Source organism: Sphingopyxis sp. 22461 (assembly GCF_052044915.1).
Classification (GTDB): domain Bacteria; phylum Pseudomonadota; class Alphaproteobacteria; order Sphingomonadales; family Sphingomonadaceae; genus Sphingopyxis.
Genome location: NZ_JBQENY010000013.1, coordinates 94,705 through 110,060, shown reverse-complemented (window position 1 = coordinate 110,060; position 15,356 = coordinate 94,705). Strand labels below are relative to the sequence as shown.

Annotated in this window: 13 protein-coding genes; 3 read left to right on the top strand and 10 right to left on the bottom strand. The window is 67.0% G+C overall.

Translation table 11 applies throughout. From position 1 onward, the window contains the following. Nucleotides 1–12: 12 nt before the first annotated feature. The gene (locus ACTJI5_RS20065; RefSeq protein ID WP_440861548.1) at nucleotides 13–333 is read left to right on the top strand and encodes a DMT family transporter; all 321 of its coding nucleotides are present in this window, start codon (nucleotides 13–15) and stop codon (nucleotides 331–333) included. 183 nt (nucleotides 334–516) lie between these two features. After that, nucleotides 517–852: an NADH-quinone oxidoreductase subunit A gene (locus ACTJI5_RS20060; protein WP_058536484.1), complete on the top strand. Its 336-nt coding sequence runs from the start codon at nucleotides 517–519 to the stop codon at nucleotides 850–852. A gap of 27 nt (nucleotides 853–879) precedes the next feature. Here ACTJI5_RS20060 and nagE read toward each other — a convergent pair whose 3' ends face one another. The 5 genes from nagE to ACTJI5_RS20035 form a co-directional block, all read right to left on the bottom strand. Next, on the bottom strand, nucleotides 880–2,562 hold the full coding sequence (gene nagE / locus ACTJI5_RS20055) for an N-acetylglucosamine-specific PTS transporter subunit IIBC (protein WP_440861547.1): 1,683 nt from the start codon (nucleotides 2,560–2,562) through the stop codon (nucleotides 880–882). Continuing rightward, nucleotides 2,559–5,048 carry a phosphoenolpyruvate--protein phosphotransferase gene (gene ptsP, locus ACTJI5_RS20050; protein WP_440861546.1) on the bottom strand — a complete coding sequence of 830 codons (2,490 nt, stop codon included), beginning with the start codon at nucleotides 5,046–5,048 and terminating at the stop codon, nucleotides 2,559–2,561. Before ptsP ends, nagE begins: the two co-directional genes overlap by 4 nt. A gap of 49 nt (nucleotides 5,049–5,097) precedes the next feature. After that, nucleotides 5,098–6,264 (bottom strand): N-acetylglucosamine-6-phosphate deacetylase, encoded by a 1,167-nt coding sequence (nagA, locus tag ACTJI5_RS20045; protein WP_440861545.1) that lies wholly within the window; start codon nucleotides 6,262–6,264, stop codon nucleotides 5,098–5,100. Beyond that, nucleotides 6,261–7,298 carry an SIS domain-containing protein gene (locus ACTJI5_RS20040; RefSeq protein ID WP_440861544.1) on the bottom strand — a complete coding sequence of 346 codons (1,038 nt, stop codon included), beginning with the start codon at nucleotides 7,296–7,298 and terminating at the stop codon, nucleotides 6,261–6,263. The genes nagA and ACTJI5_RS20040 overlap by 4 nt, the downstream gene beginning before the upstream one ends. Nucleotides 7,299–7,641: 343 nt before the next feature. Continuing rightward, entirely contained in the window at nucleotides 7,642–8,379 is a 738-nt protein-coding gene (locus ACTJI5_RS20035) for a GntR family transcriptional regulator (RefSeq protein ID WP_058536485.1), read from the bottom strand. A gap of 402 nt (nucleotides 8,380–8,781) precedes the next feature. Here ACTJI5_RS20035 and ACTJI5_RS20030 point away from each other — a divergent pair, with 402 nt between their 5' ends. Further along, complete coding sequence (locus ACTJI5_RS20030) at nucleotides 8,782–11,340, top strand: family 20 glycosylhydrolase (RefSeq protein ID WP_440861543.1); 2,559 nt, start codon at nucleotides 8,782–8,784, stop codon at nucleotides 11,338–11,340. 21 nt (nucleotides 11,341–11,361) lie between these two features. Here the strand turns inward: ACTJI5_RS20030 and ACTJI5_RS20025 are convergent, their stop codons facing one another. The 5 genes from ACTJI5_RS20025 to cobO are packed head-to-tail and all read right to left on the bottom strand — an operon-like array spanning nucleotide 11,362 to nucleotide 15,278. Continuing rightward, nucleotides 11,362–12,054, bottom strand: a complete 693-nt coding sequence (locus tag ACTJI5_RS20025) for a phytanoyl-CoA dioxygenase family protein (RefSeq protein ID WP_440861542.1) — start codon at nucleotides 12,052–12,054, stop codon at nucleotides 11,362–11,364. Continuing rightward, complete coding sequence (locus tag ACTJI5_RS20020) at nucleotides 12,051–12,824, bottom strand: ABC transporter ATP-binding protein (protein ID WP_440861541.1); 774 nt, start codon at nucleotides 12,822–12,824, stop codon at nucleotides 12,051–12,053. The genes ACTJI5_RS20025 and ACTJI5_RS20020 overlap by 4 nt, the downstream gene beginning before the upstream one ends. Next, nucleotides 12,818–13,819 carry a FecCD family ABC transporter permease gene (locus ACTJI5_RS20015; protein ID WP_440861540.1) on the bottom strand — a complete coding sequence of 334 codons (1,002 nt, stop codon included), beginning with the start codon at nucleotides 13,817–13,819 and terminating at the stop codon, nucleotides 12,818–12,820. The genes ACTJI5_RS20020 and ACTJI5_RS20015 overlap by 7 nt, the downstream gene beginning before the upstream one ends. Beyond that, nucleotides 13,816–14,670, bottom strand: a complete 855-nt coding sequence (locus ACTJI5_RS20010; RefSeq protein WP_440861539.1) for an ABC transporter substrate-binding protein — start codon at nucleotides 14,668–14,670, stop codon at nucleotides 13,816–13,818. Before ACTJI5_RS20010 ends, ACTJI5_RS20015 begins: the two co-directional genes overlap by 4 nt. Further along, nucleotides 14,670–15,278 carry a cob(I)yrinic acid a,c-diamide adenosyltransferase gene (gene cobO, locus ACTJI5_RS20005; protein WP_058536045.1) on the bottom strand — a complete coding sequence of 203 codons (609 nt, stop codon included), beginning with the start codon at nucleotides 15,276–15,278 and terminating at the stop codon, nucleotides 14,670–14,672. Before cobO ends, ACTJI5_RS20010 begins: the two co-directional genes overlap by 1 nt. Nucleotides 15,279–15,356 lie beyond the last annotated feature (78 nt).

Below are 15,356 nucleotides of genomic sequence, written 5' to 3'. Positions count from 1 at the left end.
AAGGAGGCTGTCATGGCCTGGATATATTTGACGATTGCCGGAATTTTCGAAATCATATGGGCGTTTGCGATGAAGCAGTCGGAGGGCTTCACGCGCCCCGGCGCGACCGCCATTACGCTCGTCGCAATGATCGTGAGCTTCGCCCTGCTGTCGCTGTCGATGAAATCGCTGCCGCTCGGCACCGCTTACACGATCTGGACCGGGATCGGCGCGGTGGGTGCCTTTCTGGTCGGCATCTTCGTGCTTGGCGAACAGGCGAATGCGATGCGGATTACCGCCGCGCTGCTGATCGTCAGCGGACTGGTGATGATGAAGCTGTCCGCGCCCGCCTGATCGGAACGCCATAACCAGCGAGGCCACGTCCTCCCCGGCGCGTTCCGCAAATGCGCCGGTATCAGGTCCGGGACGGCCCGGCGACTTCCAAGGGAGGCCGCCGTGCTGTCCAAATCCGTGTCTGGCGTGAATGTGGGATCGTCATCCGCGCTGTTGATCGAATATCTTCCGATCCTGATTTTTATGGGCGTCGCGCTGGCGCTGTCGCTTCTGTTCGTCTTCCTGCCGATGGCGGTGTCGCGCTTCACTGGAACCCACGCCCCGGATAGCGAAAAGCTTTCGGAATATGAATGCGGCTTTCCGGCCTTCGAGGCGCCGCGCAAGCCGTTCGACGTCCGCTTCTATCTTGTCGCGATCCTGTTCATCATTTTCGACCTCGAGGCCGCCTTCCTCTTTCCCTGGGCGGTGGTCGTCGACGACCTCGGCTGGGAAGCGTGGGGCGCGATGATGGTCTTTCTGGGCATTTTGACGATTGGGTTCATCTACGAATGGAAAAAGGGCGCGCTCGACTGGGATTAGCCAGGACGGGAAGGCGCCCGCCCTATGTCATAGCAGGATGTGACAGATGTCGGGTCGCGGGCGGACGATGCCGTGCGTGATCCGGGCGAGCGCGCCTTCGTCGACGCGCCCCGCATCGGCGAGTTCGACCCGGAAGCGGCCGTGAAGCGCGTGGACAGTGCGGACATTGGCATCGCCGCCGAGCGCGCCGACGATTTCCGCGGGGAGCCCCGAGGCGTCGGTGCCGCCCGCCACCACCGGGGTCAGCGTCGCCGCCGCCGCGGCGCCGCTCCACGCCAGGGCGCCGCGGATTTCCTCGGCGACCAGGTCGGCGATCGGCCCGAGCACCACCTGTGCGGCCTTTTCGGACGGACGGATGATACCGCGCGCGCCGAGTGAGGTTAGCGCGTCGTCGTCGATCGCTTGGCTGTCGGCGACGATCAGGCGCAGGCGTGTGGTACAGGCATCGACGCTGACCAGATTAGCCGCGCCGCCGAGCGCCGCAACAAAAGCTCCGCCGCGCGCGCCGCCTGCCGATTGGGTGGCGGTTTCGGCGACCACACCCTTTTCGCGTCCCGGCGTCGCGAGGTCGAAACGGCGGATGAAGAAACGGAACAGGCCGTAATAGAGCGCGGCGTAGGCCGCCCCCACGGGCAGCAGCATCCACGGCCGCGTCGCAAGGCTGAAGTTCAGCACATAATCGAACAGCCCGGCCGAAAAACCGAAGCCGAGCTTGACGTCGAGCGCGTTCATCAGCGCCATCGAGACGCCCGTCAACAGCGCGTGGATCGCGTAGAGCAGGGGCGCGACGAACATGAAGGTGAACTCGATCGGCTCGGTGACGCCGGTCAGGAAGCTGGTGAAGGCGAGGGAGAACAGCATGCCGCCGACCGCCTTGCGCCGTTCGGGCCGCGCCTCGTGATACATGGCGAGGCACGCGGCGGGCAGGCCGAACATCATCACCGGGAAAAAGCCCGACATGAATGCGCCTGCATTGGGGTCGCCCGCGAAGAAGCGCCGAAGATCGCCCGTCGCGCCCCCGAAATCGCCAACGAGGAACCAGGCGGCGTTGTTGATGATGTGGTGGAGCCCGGTGACGATCAGCAGCCGGTTGAGCGCACCGTAGACGAAGAGACCGGCGCTGCCGCTTTCGACCACGGTGCGGCTCGCGCTATCGATCGCGCTGCTGATATGCGCATAGCCATAGCCGATGACCGCGGCGAGCAGCAGCCCGGCGACGCCGCTGGCGATCGGGACAAAGCGCCGGCCGCCGAAGAAGGCGAGATATTCGGGTAGCGCGATCGTTGCGAAGCGGTTGTAGAAATTGCCGCCGATGAGGCCGGACAATATGCCTATCGGCACTTCGAGCTTGTCGATCTGGGTAAGCGCCCAATTCTTCGCGGCGAGCGCCGCCGCCGCCTCGGGCAAACCCGCGCCGATATCGGGCGGTGCGGTGAGGAAGGTCTGCGCGCCGGTCGTGGTGACGAGGTAGCAGACCACGCCCGCGAGCGCTGCGGCGCCATTGCCGTCGCGCGCAAAGCCGACCGCGACGCCGATCGCGAACAGGATGCCCAGATTTTCGAAGATCGCTGCGCCCGCGGCGGAGATGAAGGCGATATCGAGCAGATCGGGCTGGCCGATGCGCAGCAGCAGGCCCGCAATCGGCAGCACGGCGATCGGCAGCATCAGAGCGCGGCCGAGCGGCTGGAGCGTTTCGAGAATTTTCCTCATCGCCGTGTCTCCTCGAATGCGCGGGCGAGCGCGCGAACCTCGGCCGCCGATTTGCATTGCAGCGCGAGCTCGGCATGCGCGCGTGCTTCGATCAGGGTCAGTCCGCGCACGATCTGCTTTGCCTCGGCGACGAAGCCGGGGACCGCCGAGAGTTCGGTGGCGCCGAGCCCGACAAGGATCGGCAGCGCCGCAGGATCCGAGGCCAGCCCGCCGCACACCCCGACCCAGCGCCCGCGCGCGGCGGCGAGGCGGCAGGTCTCGCCGATCATGCGGAGGACCGCGGGGTGCATCGCGTCGACACCGGCGGCGACCGCCGGATTGCCGCGATCCATCGCGAGCACATATTGGGTCAGGTCATTGGTGCCGATCGACAGGAAATCGGCCTCGGCGGCAAGCAGGTCGGCGGTCATTGCCGCCGCCGGCGTTTCGACCATCACACCAACTTCGACCGGTGTCGCTATCCCGATCTCGCCGCGCAGCCGCTCGACGAGTGCGCGGACTTGGCGCAGCTCATCGAGGTTCGCGACCATCGGAATCATGATCTTGCACTGGCCGACGGGCTCGACGCGCAGGATGGCGCGAAGCTGCGTTTCGAGCAGCGCCGGATGCGCGAGCGCGACGCGGATGCCGCGCTGGCCGAGCGCCGGATTTTCCTCGGCATCGATCGGAATATAGGCGGCGGGCTTGTCGCCGCCGATGTCGAGCAGGCGAATGATGACGGGCTTGCCCGCCAGTGCGTCGGCGATGCCTTGATAGGCAGCGTGCTGCTCATCCTCCGTCGGCGCGGTGTCGCGGTCGAGGAAGAGGAACTCGCTGCGGACGAGCCCCGATCCCTCGGCGCCCTGTGCGGCGGCAAGTACGGCGTCTTCGACCGTGCCGATATTGGCGAAGATTTCGATGCGCGTGCCGTCGGCGGTCTGGCAGGCGTCCTTCGCTGCCGCCTGTGCGGCCTCGCGCCGCGCATCGCGTTTCGCGAGGCGCGCTGTGAAGGCTTCGGCGTCGGCGGGCGAGGGCGCGACCGTGAGGTGGCCCATCTCGGCGTCGAGCAACAGGCGCGCGCCGTCGTCGACCGCGTCGAGCGCGTCGCCCATCGCGACGAGCGCTGGAAGGCCCATGCCCGCGCACAGGATGGCGACGTGCGAGGTCGGGCCGCCGCGCGTGAGGCAGATGCCAGCGGGCTTCGCGCCTGCGAGCGTCACGAGCTGCGACGGCAGCAAATCCTCGGCAACCACGATCGCCCCGGCCGGAATGGCATGGCCGTCGAGCGGGGTGCCTGTCAGCATCGACAGCAATTGACGCTCGATATCGATCAGGTCGTCGATGCGTTCGATCAGATGCGCATTGCCTGTCGCGCGGATCGCGTCGACCTGGTCGTGGATCGCACCGCGCCACGCAAAGCCCGCGCTGCGTCCGTGGGCAATGCGTTTCTCCGCCCCCGCAAGCAGTTCGGGATCGTCGATCAGCGCCAGATGCGCGTGCATGACCGCCGCGACGCTGCCGTCCGCGCTGTCGGCGCGCTTTGCAATCTGCCCGCGAACCTCGCTCCGTGCCGCCAGCAGCGCGGCGCGTTCCTCGGCGGCGCCGGTGCCATCGCGCGCGACCGCAATCTCGGCCTGCCGCAACCGCGCCGCCGGACCCATCGCGAGCCCGGGCGAGGCGATCACGCCCCCGATCTGTCCCGCGCGCAGCACCTGCTCGTGGATTGCCGCGACCGATGTCGCTGGCGGCACACTTTCGCCCATATCGGTCGCAAGCAGCGCCACGACGGCGGCGAGCGCCGCCTCGGCATCGTCGCCGCGCGCCTGCACCACAACCTCGTCGCCAAAGCCTGTGCCGAGCGCGAGCAGCGCCACGGTGCTGCGCGCATCGCCGCGCTTGTCGCCGTTCAGCAGATGCACGTCGGCCTCGAACCGCCGTGCCGTCTCCCCGATCCGCGCGGCGGGACGCGCGTGGATGCCGTGCGGCAGCGACAGCGTCACCGCCTGTTCGACCACCGTGCCGTCATCCGACCGGCGGCGCGCCTCGGCCTGTACCGGGACCAATGTCATCAGCGCTTCGCAAGCGCCGATCGCGCAATCGACGGTGCGGCGGCTGATCGCAAAAGCCTCGGCATTGGTGACGATCACCGGGGTGATCAGGCTGGTCGCGGCGAGCGCGACGGCGTCGAGATCGAAGCGGATCAGCGGATCGCCGCGCGACACCGTCTGCCCGGCCGCGACGAGCGGGGTGAAGCCTTCGCCTTTCAGCATCACCGTATCGAGCCCGATATGGATCAGTATCTCGGCGCCCTCGGCGCTGCGCAGCGAAATCGCGTGGCCCGCGTCGTGAAGCGTCACCACCTCGCCGTCGAACGGCGCGACGACGGTGTCGCCGAGCGGCTGGATCGCGACGCCGTCGCCCATCATGCGCTGGGCAAAAACGGGGTCGGGGACGCTGTCCAGCGTCGTCGCCCATCCTCTGAGCGGAGAGGTGATGATCAAGCTCATCGGCTTATTCCCCAAAACTTTCGCCGCTTGTTGTTATGCGGCTTGTTTATCATTGTGCGGCGTGGACAAGGTCCGATGCGGTTTCCGGAACGATCCGCCCGCCGATCCATGTGGCGCGCGGCGCGAGTTCGGCGCTCAGCCATACCCAGTCGGCGCGCTGTCCGCCTGCGATCGCGCCGATGCTGTCCTGCAGCGACAGGAAAGCGGCCGGCGTCGCACTCGCCATCGCCGACACATCGGGGACCGAAAGCCCCGTCACCTCCACCGTCTTGCGCAGCGCCGACGCCATGTCGAGGTGCGTGCCGGCGAGCGTGCCGTCTTCGAAGATGCAGACGCCGTCCTTCACCGCGATGCGCTTGCCCTGCAGCGTGAATTCGCTGACATCGGTGCCGACGCTGGGCATCGCATCGGTGACCAGCATGATGCGGTCCTTGCCCTTTGCATGGACCGCGAGCCGCACGACCGCGGGGTGCAGATGGACGTCGTCGACGATCAGCCCACACCAGGTATCGGAGTCGAACGCCGCGCCGACCGCGCCCGGATTGCGGTGATGCAGCGGCGACATCGCGTTGAACAAATGCGTGAAGCCGGAAAGCCCCGCGCCGATCGCGCGCTGCGCCTCGTCATAGGTCGCATCGCTATGCCCCGCGCTGACGATCACCCCGTGGCGGACGAGCGTGCGGATGTCGTCCTCGTCGCACAGTTCGGGCGCGAGCGTCAGCATCACGCGCCCGCGGTGCGGCGCGGTGAGCGTCGCAAGGATGGCGTCGTCGAGGCGGCGGATACGATGCGCCTCGTGGATGCCGCGCTTCACTTCGTTGATGAACGGGCCTTCAATATGGATGCCGACGACGCCCGGAACCCCTTGCTCGATCGCGGCGTCGACCGCAGCAAGCGCCGCGGCGATTTGCGTCGGCGTGTCGCTGATCAGCGTCGGAAGGAAGGCGGTCGTGCCATAGCGCGCATGCGCGGCGCCGATCGCCGCGATCGCTTCGACATCGACCTGGTCGTTGAACAACACCCCGCCGCCGCCATTGACCTGCGTATCGACGAAGCCGGGGAGGAGCCAGCCGCCGTCCAGGTCGATCTCCCGGTCTGCGGGCGTGTCGGCCGCGGGTGTGACGGAAGTGACGGTGCCGTCGGCGACGGCGATGTCCACCGCGCCGACGGCACCGGCCGGCAGTGCGACCCGGCCGTTATGGAAACGAAAGATCATAAAGTCTCGGTAACCTTGTTGAGATGCGGAGGCGAGTCGGGGTTGTGGCCCCGCGCCAGCGCCAGCGCGCTCGCCATGCGGTAAAAGCTCTGGATCAACAGGATCGGCTCGATCGCCGGATGCGCCGAGATCGCGGGCAGGTCGCCGCCCGCGGGATCGGCCAGCAATACGGTGGCGCCACGCCCGCGGAACTCGTCGGCGACCTCGCGAACACCGGCGGCGGCGCGGTCGGTGCCGCCCAGCGCGAGGACATGAAAGGCATCGCCGACGATCGCCATCGGGCCGTGGCGCACCTCGGCAGCGCTGAAACTTTCGGCATGAAGTCCCGAGGTTTCCTTGAATTTAAGCGCCGCCTCCTGCGCGACGCCAAGGCCATAGCCGCGCCCGAGAACGAACAGGTTCGTGGCATCCCGAAAGGCGCCGACCGCGGGCGACCAGTCGAGCGCGAACGCCTTTGCAAGCTGATCGGGCAGGGCGGTCAGTGCGTCTTCAAGCGCGGCGTCCTCCGACCAGGCTGCGACGAGTGCGGCGATCGCGGCGAGCGAGGCGATATAGGATTTGGTCGCGGCCACCGACCGTTCGACCCCGGCGGACAGCGGGATCACGACGTCGGCGAGCGCTGCGAGCGGCGAGCCTTCTGCGTTGACCAGCACGACGACGAAGGCCCCGGCATCGCGCTGCTGTTCGACCGCGGCGAGCAGGTCGGGGCTTTTTCCCGACTGCGAAATCGCGAGGCACAGCCGGTTTCCGGTGACCGCTGGGGCGTCATAGAGCGACGCGATCGACAGCGCCGCCGACGCGGTGGGCGTCCCCGTCATCGTCTCGATCAGATATTTGGCATAGGTCGCCGCATGGTCCGACGATCCGCGCGCGCAGGTGACGACCGCTGCGGGGGGCGAGGCGCGCATGCGCCGGGCGATCGCGGCGAACGCGTCGCGATTCGCCTCCAGCATCCTTGCGACGGCGTCCGCCGCCTCGCCTGCTTCCTGCTCCATCAGCGTCTGTCGTCCGTCTGATGCGGCGTTCGGCGTCATAGAATCTTGTCTCCCGGTCGGTGCTGTGCAGCCTTCGATATATTGGTACTATATAGGTTATATATGTCCTATCAAGAAATATGTTTGCTGCGCCCGGATTTTGATCGTCCATCCCTTGCGGTGTACCCATTTCAGCGCGTGTGGCCACCCTCGATCACATTTTGCATGATCGCTGCCGGCCGCCGATGGCACGCGGGCTTGTAGCGTATTGGTAGTAAATGGCGCCCGATATTGGTCTTGTGCAGATTGCGCTGGCTGCGAAGATTCGGTTGCGCATCTCGCGTTGCGCGGGCGCGCCGCCGCGCGGCTTGGCCGGGGTCTGCGCCGAGGCTTTTTGCGCGGCCTAGCCGTTGAGCTCCGCCACGACGTCATAAGCGTCGCCGCGATAATAGCTCTGGGTAAACTCGGCCGTGCGGCCGTCGGGCAGGAATCCGCGCCGTTCGATGAACAGGCCGGGCGTGCCGGTCTCGATCCCCAGAACCTCGGCTTGTTCGGCGGTGAAGGCGACCGCGCGCAGCCGCTGGAGCGCACGCACGGGCAGATGTCCCGCCGCTTCGAGCGCCTCATAGAGCGACGCGCCGACCCCCTCGACCGATGGCAGGCAATAAGCGGGGATCGTCGCATATTCGAGCGCCATCGAAGTGTCGTCGGCATAACGGATGCGGTGGAAGCGATAGACGAGCGATCCCGGCGACAGGCCGAGCGACAGTGCTTCCTCGGGCGTCACCGCGCCCGCGGTCTTGCTGATCCACTTGCTGTGCGGCTTGCGCCCGCGCGACACCATGTCTTCCGAAAAGGAAGTGAGCTTGGAGAAGCTTTTCTCGACGCGCGGCCGTGTGACGAAGGTTCCCGCGCCCCGGCGCCGTGCAACGATTCCATCGGCGACCAGGCCGTCGATCGCCTTGCGCACGGTGATGCGCGACACGTCGAATTCCTCGGCGAGGTCGCGTTCAGTCGGGATTGCCTCTTCGGCCTTGACCAACTGCCCCTCGATCGCGTCGCGCAGGATCTTCTGCAACTGAAGGTACAGCGGGGTGGGATCGTCCTTTTGCAGCGGACCCACGCGTTCGATCAGTGACAAGGACGTTTGCTCCATCCGGTTGTAAAGGCGCTTCAGCCGATAGGACCAGCGCCGCAGCCTTATGTGTTGCATTGGTATCGTCGCGTCAATCTTTGTTGCGAACCTCTCGCGTAAAAGGGTCCACCCGATTGCCCGCGCCTCACGTGATTGAGATAGGACCAATTCGGCTTTTCTCCGTCAAATTCGTAACGGCCAAGGCGCCGCCCCGCCCAATGCGCGACGATTGCGCTCCAGCGACGCCGGGTTGCAATACTAATATAAAACCAATTTGGTGGCTGCTATGAAGAGAAATGCGACATTTCTCGAAATCTTGCTATTTTCCTCTATAAAACAGCCGAATGGAAAGGCGTTGACCGCTCAGTTTCTGCATGACAAATTAGATACAAATTATGGATCGGGAGAATGGGAATGCAGGCCACGAGGTTGATCGGGATGGCGATTGCGGCGCTGGCCGCCCCTCAGGCTCTGGCGGCAGACACGTCGTCGCAAACCGCGCTCGACCGTTTCGCCGATACGCTGGGTTATCGGCTCGAGGTGGTCGACAATCGCCCGACGTGCCCGGCCGGGATCGAGGGTTGTTTTCTGTCGACGATCACGCTGACCCTTCCCGAAACGCTGCCCGCCGACCTGCCGACCAAGGGGTTTGCGCTCACTTTCAGCTTCGTCAATCCGCTGCCACGCGTCGAAAGCGACATTTTCACGCATCGCCACGTCAATGGCGACGTCCAGCAATTGACGCTGAAACCCGGCGTGACGCTGCGCCCCGGTTCGACGCACGAGATCAAGCTGTGGGGCGTTGGCTCGAATTTTTCAAAGGCGTTCGCGATGCCCAACGCCTATCTGGTCGCTGACGGGCTGAAACCGCGCACCATCGCGGCGACGCGGGCGGTGATCGATCCAGAGACCGGGCTCGAGACGCTGCCTTTTGTCGCGCCGATGACCGATGAGGCCAAGCTTGCGACCAAGAGCGATGCCGACAAGACGCGCTGGCTGACCGCCGAACGCGCCTTCGATGTGCAGGCCGGACGGCTGGCGCCCGAGGCGAAGGGCGTCGTGATCCTGCCGAAGCCGGCGAAGGCGGTGCAGGGTAGGGGGCGGGCGATCGACCTCGGCCGCGGTATCGCGCTGACATTGAACGGCGTCGAACGCAGCGCGGTTGGGCCTGCTTTGGCAGCGCTCGGGTCGCCCGAGGGCGGCGCGCTGCCGCTCACGATCCGCATCGACCCCGCTGCCGCGAAAAAGGCCGAGGGCTATATTCTCGACGTCAAGGCATCGGGCATTGCCATCACCGCGCACGACGCAGCGGGGGCAAGCCACGCGCTACGCTCGCTCGCGCAGCAGGCGGCATTCGACAAGGGCAAGCTCGCGCCGCTCCACGTCGAGGATGCGCCCGAATATGGATTTCGCGGTCTCCACATCGACCTTGGCCGCAACTTCCATGGGCGCGACCAGATTTTGAAGCTGGTCGAAGCGATGGCGGCGTACAAGCTCAACAAGCTGCACCTCCATCTCGCCGACGACGAGGGCTGGCGCATCGAAATCCCGGCGCTCCCCGAACTGGCCGCGGTCGGGTCGAAACGCTGCCACGATCCCGCCGAACAGACGTGCCTTCTGCCGCAGCTCGGCGCGGGTCCCGACGGCGCGGGGGGCGTCAACGGCTATCTGAGCGTCGCCGACTATGTCGCGATCGTGCAGGCGGCGGCGGCGCGGCAGATCGAGGTGATCCCGTCGATCGACATGCCCGGCCACAGTCGCGCCGCGATCAAGGCGATGGAGGTGCGCCATGCGCGTCTGACCGCCGCGGGCAAGAAGGCCGAGGCCGAGACGTACCGGCTGATCGACCCCGCCGACACCACCGAATATCGCAGCATCCAGCATTACAGCGACAACACGCTCAATGTCTGCTTGCCCGCGGCCTATCGCTTCGTCGACACCGTGGTCGATGCGCTCGCCGCCATGCACCGCCAAGCAGGCGTGCCGCTCAAGACCTTCCACCTCGGCGCCGACGAGACCGCGGGCGCGTGGATCAAATCGCCCGCGTGCAAGGCGATGATCGCCGAAAATGGCGGCGATGCGGGCAAGCTCACTCCGCGCTTCATCGAGCGCGTGAGCAAAAGCCTCGCCGCCAAGGGGCTGGAAGCCGCCGGCTGGAGCGACGGCATGGGGCATACCGAAGCCACCGCGATGCCAAAGAAGGTGCAAACGAACATCTGGGGCGTGCTGCACGCCGGCGCGATCCGCGAGGCGCACGACCAGATGAACCGTGGTTGGGACGCCGTGCTGTCGATCCCCGACCTTGGTTATTTCGACATGCCCTATGCGCCGCACCCCGACGAGAGCGGTTATAACTGGGCCTCGCGCGGCGTCGATCCGTATCAGGTGTTCGGCTTCATGCCGGGCAACCTGCCCGCTAACGCCGCGACGATCCGCAACATCCAGGCCGAGGGCAAGGCGATAGAGGACAAGCCCGTTCTGCAACCGGGCCGTCGCGTCGCGGGACTGCAAGGGCAGCTCTGGAGCGAGACGATCCGTACCGACGCGCAGGTCGATTATATGCTCTTCCCGCGCCTGCTCGCGCTCGCCGAACGCGCGTGGGCGCCGACACCGTGGACCCCGATCTATCAGGCGGGGGCGAGCTATGAATGGGGCGACAAGCGCGTCGACGCTGCGGAGCTCAAGGCGGGCTGGCAGAATTTCGCCGGGCGCACCGCGGCACAGTTCCCGATGCTCGAAAAAATGGGTGTCGCCTATCGCGTCGCGCCGCCGGGCGCGCGGATCGCGAACGGCAAGCTCGAGGCGAACAGCATGTTCCCCGGCACCGCGATCGAATATCGTGTCGAGGGCGGCGCGTGGACGCGCTATGCCGGGCCGGTGGCGGTCAGCGGTGCCGTAGAGCTGCGCAGCCGCTCCGCCGATGGCAAGCGCACCAGCCGGACGGTTCGGGTCGAAGCTGCGCGGTAGGACGGGCCGCGGCGGACCGGGTCAGGCGGCCTTCATCCACACGACGAGCGCAAAGCGCGTCGCGCGCGCAGGCAAGGTACGATGCGGGGTGAAGCGATCGAGGAACAGCACCGTCCCCGCCGGGCATGCGGGCTGAACACGCGGCAGGCCCGCAAGCCGCCATTCGGGGATTTCAAAGCCATCGTCGCCCTCGCTCGCCAACGGTGCGGGCTGGCGCCCCGCCGCAATTTCGAGCCCACCACGCTCGGGTCCGGCATCGCTGAGGGGGATCCATGCGGTCACCATGACTTTGCCGCATCCGGTGCCGTCGTCGCGCGCAACGTCGCTGTGCCAGGCGTGGCGATGCTCGGGAAAACAGGCGATGCTCGCGCGCACGCGCACGATCTTGCCCGACAGCGCGCGGCCGCCGAGCCGCCCGGCGGTTTCGATCAGCCGCGGATCGTTCGCGAGTGCCTGAAGCCTCTGCCCGCGATGCGTGTCGGTACACACTGCGACGCGCAGCAAATTCGCGACGCTGCGCTCGTGCGCGTACACGCGGTCGATCCGTTCGCTCGGCGGGGCGTCGGGGCAGCTTTGTTCGAAGGGCAGGTACAGCGCGCGTGAGACGCGGTCGATATGTTCGGCGATATCCGTTTGCGCCGCGCCGACGAATTCGGGATCGAACAGCGGCACCGCCGCATATCCCTGCTCGGCGAACAGCGTTTCGGCACTCATCGGGCGCGGCCGAACAAGGTGATCGTTGGCCACTCGCCGCCCGTCTCGACCTCTGCATCGATGCCATAGACCGCGCGCAGCCGCTCAGCGGTCAGCACCTCGCCAGGCGTCCCGTCGGCAACGATCCGGCCTTCGTCGATCAGCAGCAGCCGGTCGCAATAGCGCGCCGCGAGCGTCAGGTCGTGGAGCACCGCGATCACCAGCGCGCCGCCCGCCGCCTCGGCGCGCAGCATGTCCATCACGTCGATCTGATGTCCCGGGTCGAGGCTCGCGAGCGGTTCGTCGGCGATCAGCGCCGGCGCTTCGACCGCGAGCGCCCGCGCGAACAGCACGCGGGCGCGCTCGCCGCCCGACAATTCGGTCGCGATTCGGTCGCGCAGGTCGAGCACGTCGGCGCGCGCCATCGCGCGCTCGATCGCGGCGGTGTCGGCATCGGCGATCCGCGACATCGGCGCGAGATGCGGCAGCCGCCCCAGCCCGACAAGCCGCTCGACCGTCAGCGGCCAGTGCAGCGTCTGCCCCTGCGGCACATAGGCGATCCGCCGCGCAAGCTCTGCGCGCGGCATCGCCGCGGCATCGACGCCGTCGACGCGCACCGTCCCGCTCGCCGGCACCAGCGCGAGCATCGCGCGCGCGAGCGTCGACTTGCCCGCGCCATTGGGGCCGACGATCCCGGTCAGCGTGCCGGGCCCGAATTCGGCACTGACGTCGTGGACGACGGCGCGGCGGCCGAGCGTGACGCCGACATGGTCGAGGACCAGGCTCACCATAGCCGTCGCTCCCGCATGAGATGGACAAGGAAGACCGGGACGCCGAGGAACGCGGTGACGACGCCGAGCTTGAGCTCGTTCGTCGTCGGGATGATCCTGACGCCGAGGTCGGCGAGCGTCAGCAGCGCCGCGCCGCCGATTGCCGAGGGCAGCAAGATCGCCGAGGGGCTGCGGTCGGTGAGCGGGCGGATGAGATGCGGTACGATCAGCCCGACAAAACCGATCGCCCCCGTTACGGCCACCGCGCCGCCGACCCCGATCGCGGTGCCGATCAGCAGCCGGAGCCGCGTGCGCCGCAGGTCCGTCCCGAGCGCCTGCGCCGCATCTTCCCCGAGCGTCAGCGCATCGAGCGCGCGCCCGTTCCACAGCAGCATCGCGGTGCCGATCGCGATGCACGGCAGCGCGATCCATACATGGTCGAACGACCGGTTCTCGAGGCTGCCGAGCAGCCACGTCATGATCTCCATCGCAGCGAACGGGTTCGGCGACAGGTTCAACGCCAAGCTGGTCCCCGCCACCGCCAGCGTTCCCACCGCGATGCCAGCGAGGATCAACGTCAGCGGGCTTTCGGCCTTGCCCGAAAGGATGAAGAGCAAAGCGAGCGAGAGGAGCGCGCCTCCCGTGGCGAGCAATGGCAGCACGATCGGATGGATGTCGGCCAGCCCGAAATAGATCGCGGCGACACCACCAAGCGCTGCCGCGTTCGACGTGCCGAGCACCGACGGCTCGGCGAGCGGATTGCGCAGATAGCCTTGCAATGCCGCGCCCGCGAGCCCGAGCATCGCGCCAACGGCAATCGCGAGCAACGTGCGCGGTAGGCGGAGATCGAACAGGATGACGCTCGCGACCTTGTCGCCGTCGCCGGTCGCGGCCGCCAGCAGGCGCGTGACCGACAGGTCGACCGCGCCGAACAGCAGCGATGCGACCGCCGACACCAATGCCAGCGCCGCCAACGCGGCGATCAGCGACCAGCGGGGGAGGGCGAAGCGGGTCATGAACGGCCCCCATCGATGCCCGCGATCTGCGCCGCCATGCTGCGCGCCGCTTGCGAGTAGGCGGGGCTGCTGCACACCGTCCACGCCTGCGGGACGCTGATGCGCGGAATGTCCTTGAGCGCCGGATGATGCAGCATTTCACTCCCCTGGTCAGTCACCTTGTCGGTCGCGCTTTCGACGATCAGGAAGTCGGGCTCGGCCGCGACCATCTCCTCGAGGCTGAGCTGCGAGAGCGGCGGCTTGCCGAGCTTGCCCGCGAGGTTGACGAGGCCGACGCGCGTCATCAGCTCGTCGATCAGCGTGCCCGTCCCGGTCATATAACCGCGCCGCTGGTAATAGGCGGCGACGCGGCCCTTCCCCGGCTTCGGCAGGCCCGCCAGCTCACGCTCCATCTGCGCGATCAGCGCCGTGCCGCGCTCGGGATGGCCGACCGCCGCCGCGGTTTCGCGGATCGAGGTGTAGATTTCATCGAGGGTGTTCGCGGTGGCGAGGTCGAGCAGCGGATAGGTGTGCTTCGGCAGCGCGCGGAGCGCTGCGCTGCGGCTCGCCGGCATGCCGATGATCAGGTCGGGTTCGATCGCGAGAATCTGTTCGGCCGAATTGCTGAGCAGCGGTATCCCGCGCGCCTTCGCCGCCTCGCCCGACATTTCGCGGTCGGTCGCATTTTTTGTCAGCCCCGCGATCTGCTTTCGATCTGCGAGCGCAAGCACAAGCTGGTCGGCACAGAGGTTGATCGACACGATGCGCTGCGGAATCGCGGGTGCTTTCGCGGGCGGGTTGGGGGAGGCTGCCCACAACAGGCCCGCGCCGCCCGACAGCGCCGCGAGCGTCAACAGGCCGCGCCGCCGCATCAGAACTCGATCCCCCGCTGCGCCTTCACATTCTGTTCGCGGAACGGATGTTTCACCTGCGCCATTTCGGTCACCAGGTCGGCGGCGTCGATCAGCTCCTGCGGCGCATTGCGGCCGGTGATGATGACATGCGTCATATGCGGCTTGGCGGCGAGCGCTTCGAGAACCTCATCGACCGGCAGATAGTCGTAACGCAGCACGATATTGAGCTCGTCGGCGATGACCATCGCATAGCTTGGGTCGGCGATCATCCGCTTGACCTCGTCCCACGCTTCGCGCGCCACCGCGATGTCGCGCGTGCGGTCCTGCGTGTCCCAGGTGAAGCCTTCGCCCATCGGCTTGAACTCGATCAGGTCCGGGAAGCGGTCGAATACCGCTTTCTCGCCCGTCGCCATCGCGCCCTTCACGAACTGGATGACGCCGACCTTCATGCCGTGGCCGATCGCGCGCACCGCCATGCCAAGTGCGGCCGACGTCTTGCCCTTACCGGGGCCGGTGTGGACGATGATCAGGCCCTTTTCGACGGTTTTCGTCGCGACCTTCTTCGCCTGCGCGGCCTGGATTTTCTTCATCTTCGCCGTGTGTTCGGCGTCGGTACGCGTTTTCATGGGAAGACCCCCCGCACGCCGGCAACGAAGGCGGAGCCTGCCGATGCGCGGGCGCGATCGACCGGTGCTGGCGTCGCA

What these genes read in the sequence shown, in the direction of transcription:
- ACTJI5_RS20010 (WP_440861539.1), bottom strand. Translation starts at nt 14,670, where the DNA reads ATGCGGCGGCGCGGCCTGTTGACGCTCGCGGCGCTGTCGGGCGGCGCG.
- nagA (WP_440861545.1), bottom strand. Translation starts at nt 6,264, where the DNA reads ATGATCTTTCGTTTCCATAACGGCCGGGTCGCACTGCCGGCCGGTGCC.
- ACTJI5_RS20030 (WP_440861543.1), top strand. Translation starts at nt 8,782, where the DNA reads ATGGGAATGCAGGCCACGAGGTTGATCGGGATGGCGATTGCGGCGCTG.
- ACTJI5_RS20060 (WP_058536484.1), top strand. Translation starts at nt 517, where the DNA reads ATGGGCGTCGCGCTGGCGCTGTCGCTTCTGTTCGTCTTCCTGCCGATG.
- ACTJI5_RS20025 (WP_440861542.1), bottom strand. Translation starts at nt 12,054, where the DNA reads ATGAGTGCCGAAACGCTGTTCGCCGAGCAGGGATATGCGGCGGTGCCG.
- ptsP (WP_440861546.1), bottom strand. Translation starts at nt 5,048, where the DNA reads ATGAGCTTGATCATCACCTCTCCGCTCAGAGGATGGGCGACGACGCTG.
- ACTJI5_RS20065 (WP_440861548.1), top strand. Translation starts at nt 13, where the DNA reads ATGGCCTGGATATATTTGACGATTGCCGGAATTTTCGAAATCATATGG.
- ACTJI5_RS20020 (WP_440861541.1), bottom strand. Translation starts at nt 12,824, where the DNA reads ATGGTGAGCCTGGTCCTCGACCATGTCGGCGTCACGCTCGGCCGCCGC.
- cobO (WP_058536045.1), bottom strand. Translation starts at nt 15,278, where the DNA reads ATGAAAACGCGTACCGACGCCGAACACACGGCGAAGATGAAGAAAATC.
- ACTJI5_RS20015 (WP_440861540.1), bottom strand. Translation starts at nt 13,819, where the DNA reads ATGACCCGCTTCGCCCTCCCCCGCTGGTCGCTGATCGCCGCGTTGGCG.
- nagE (WP_440861547.1), bottom strand. Translation starts at nt 2,562, where the DNA reads ATGAGGAAAATTCTCGAAACGCTCCAGCCGCTCGGCCGCGCTCTGATG.
- ACTJI5_RS20040 (WP_440861544.1), bottom strand. Translation starts at nt 7,298, where the DNA reads ATGACGCCGAACGCCGCATCAGACGGACGACAGACGCTGATGGAGCAG.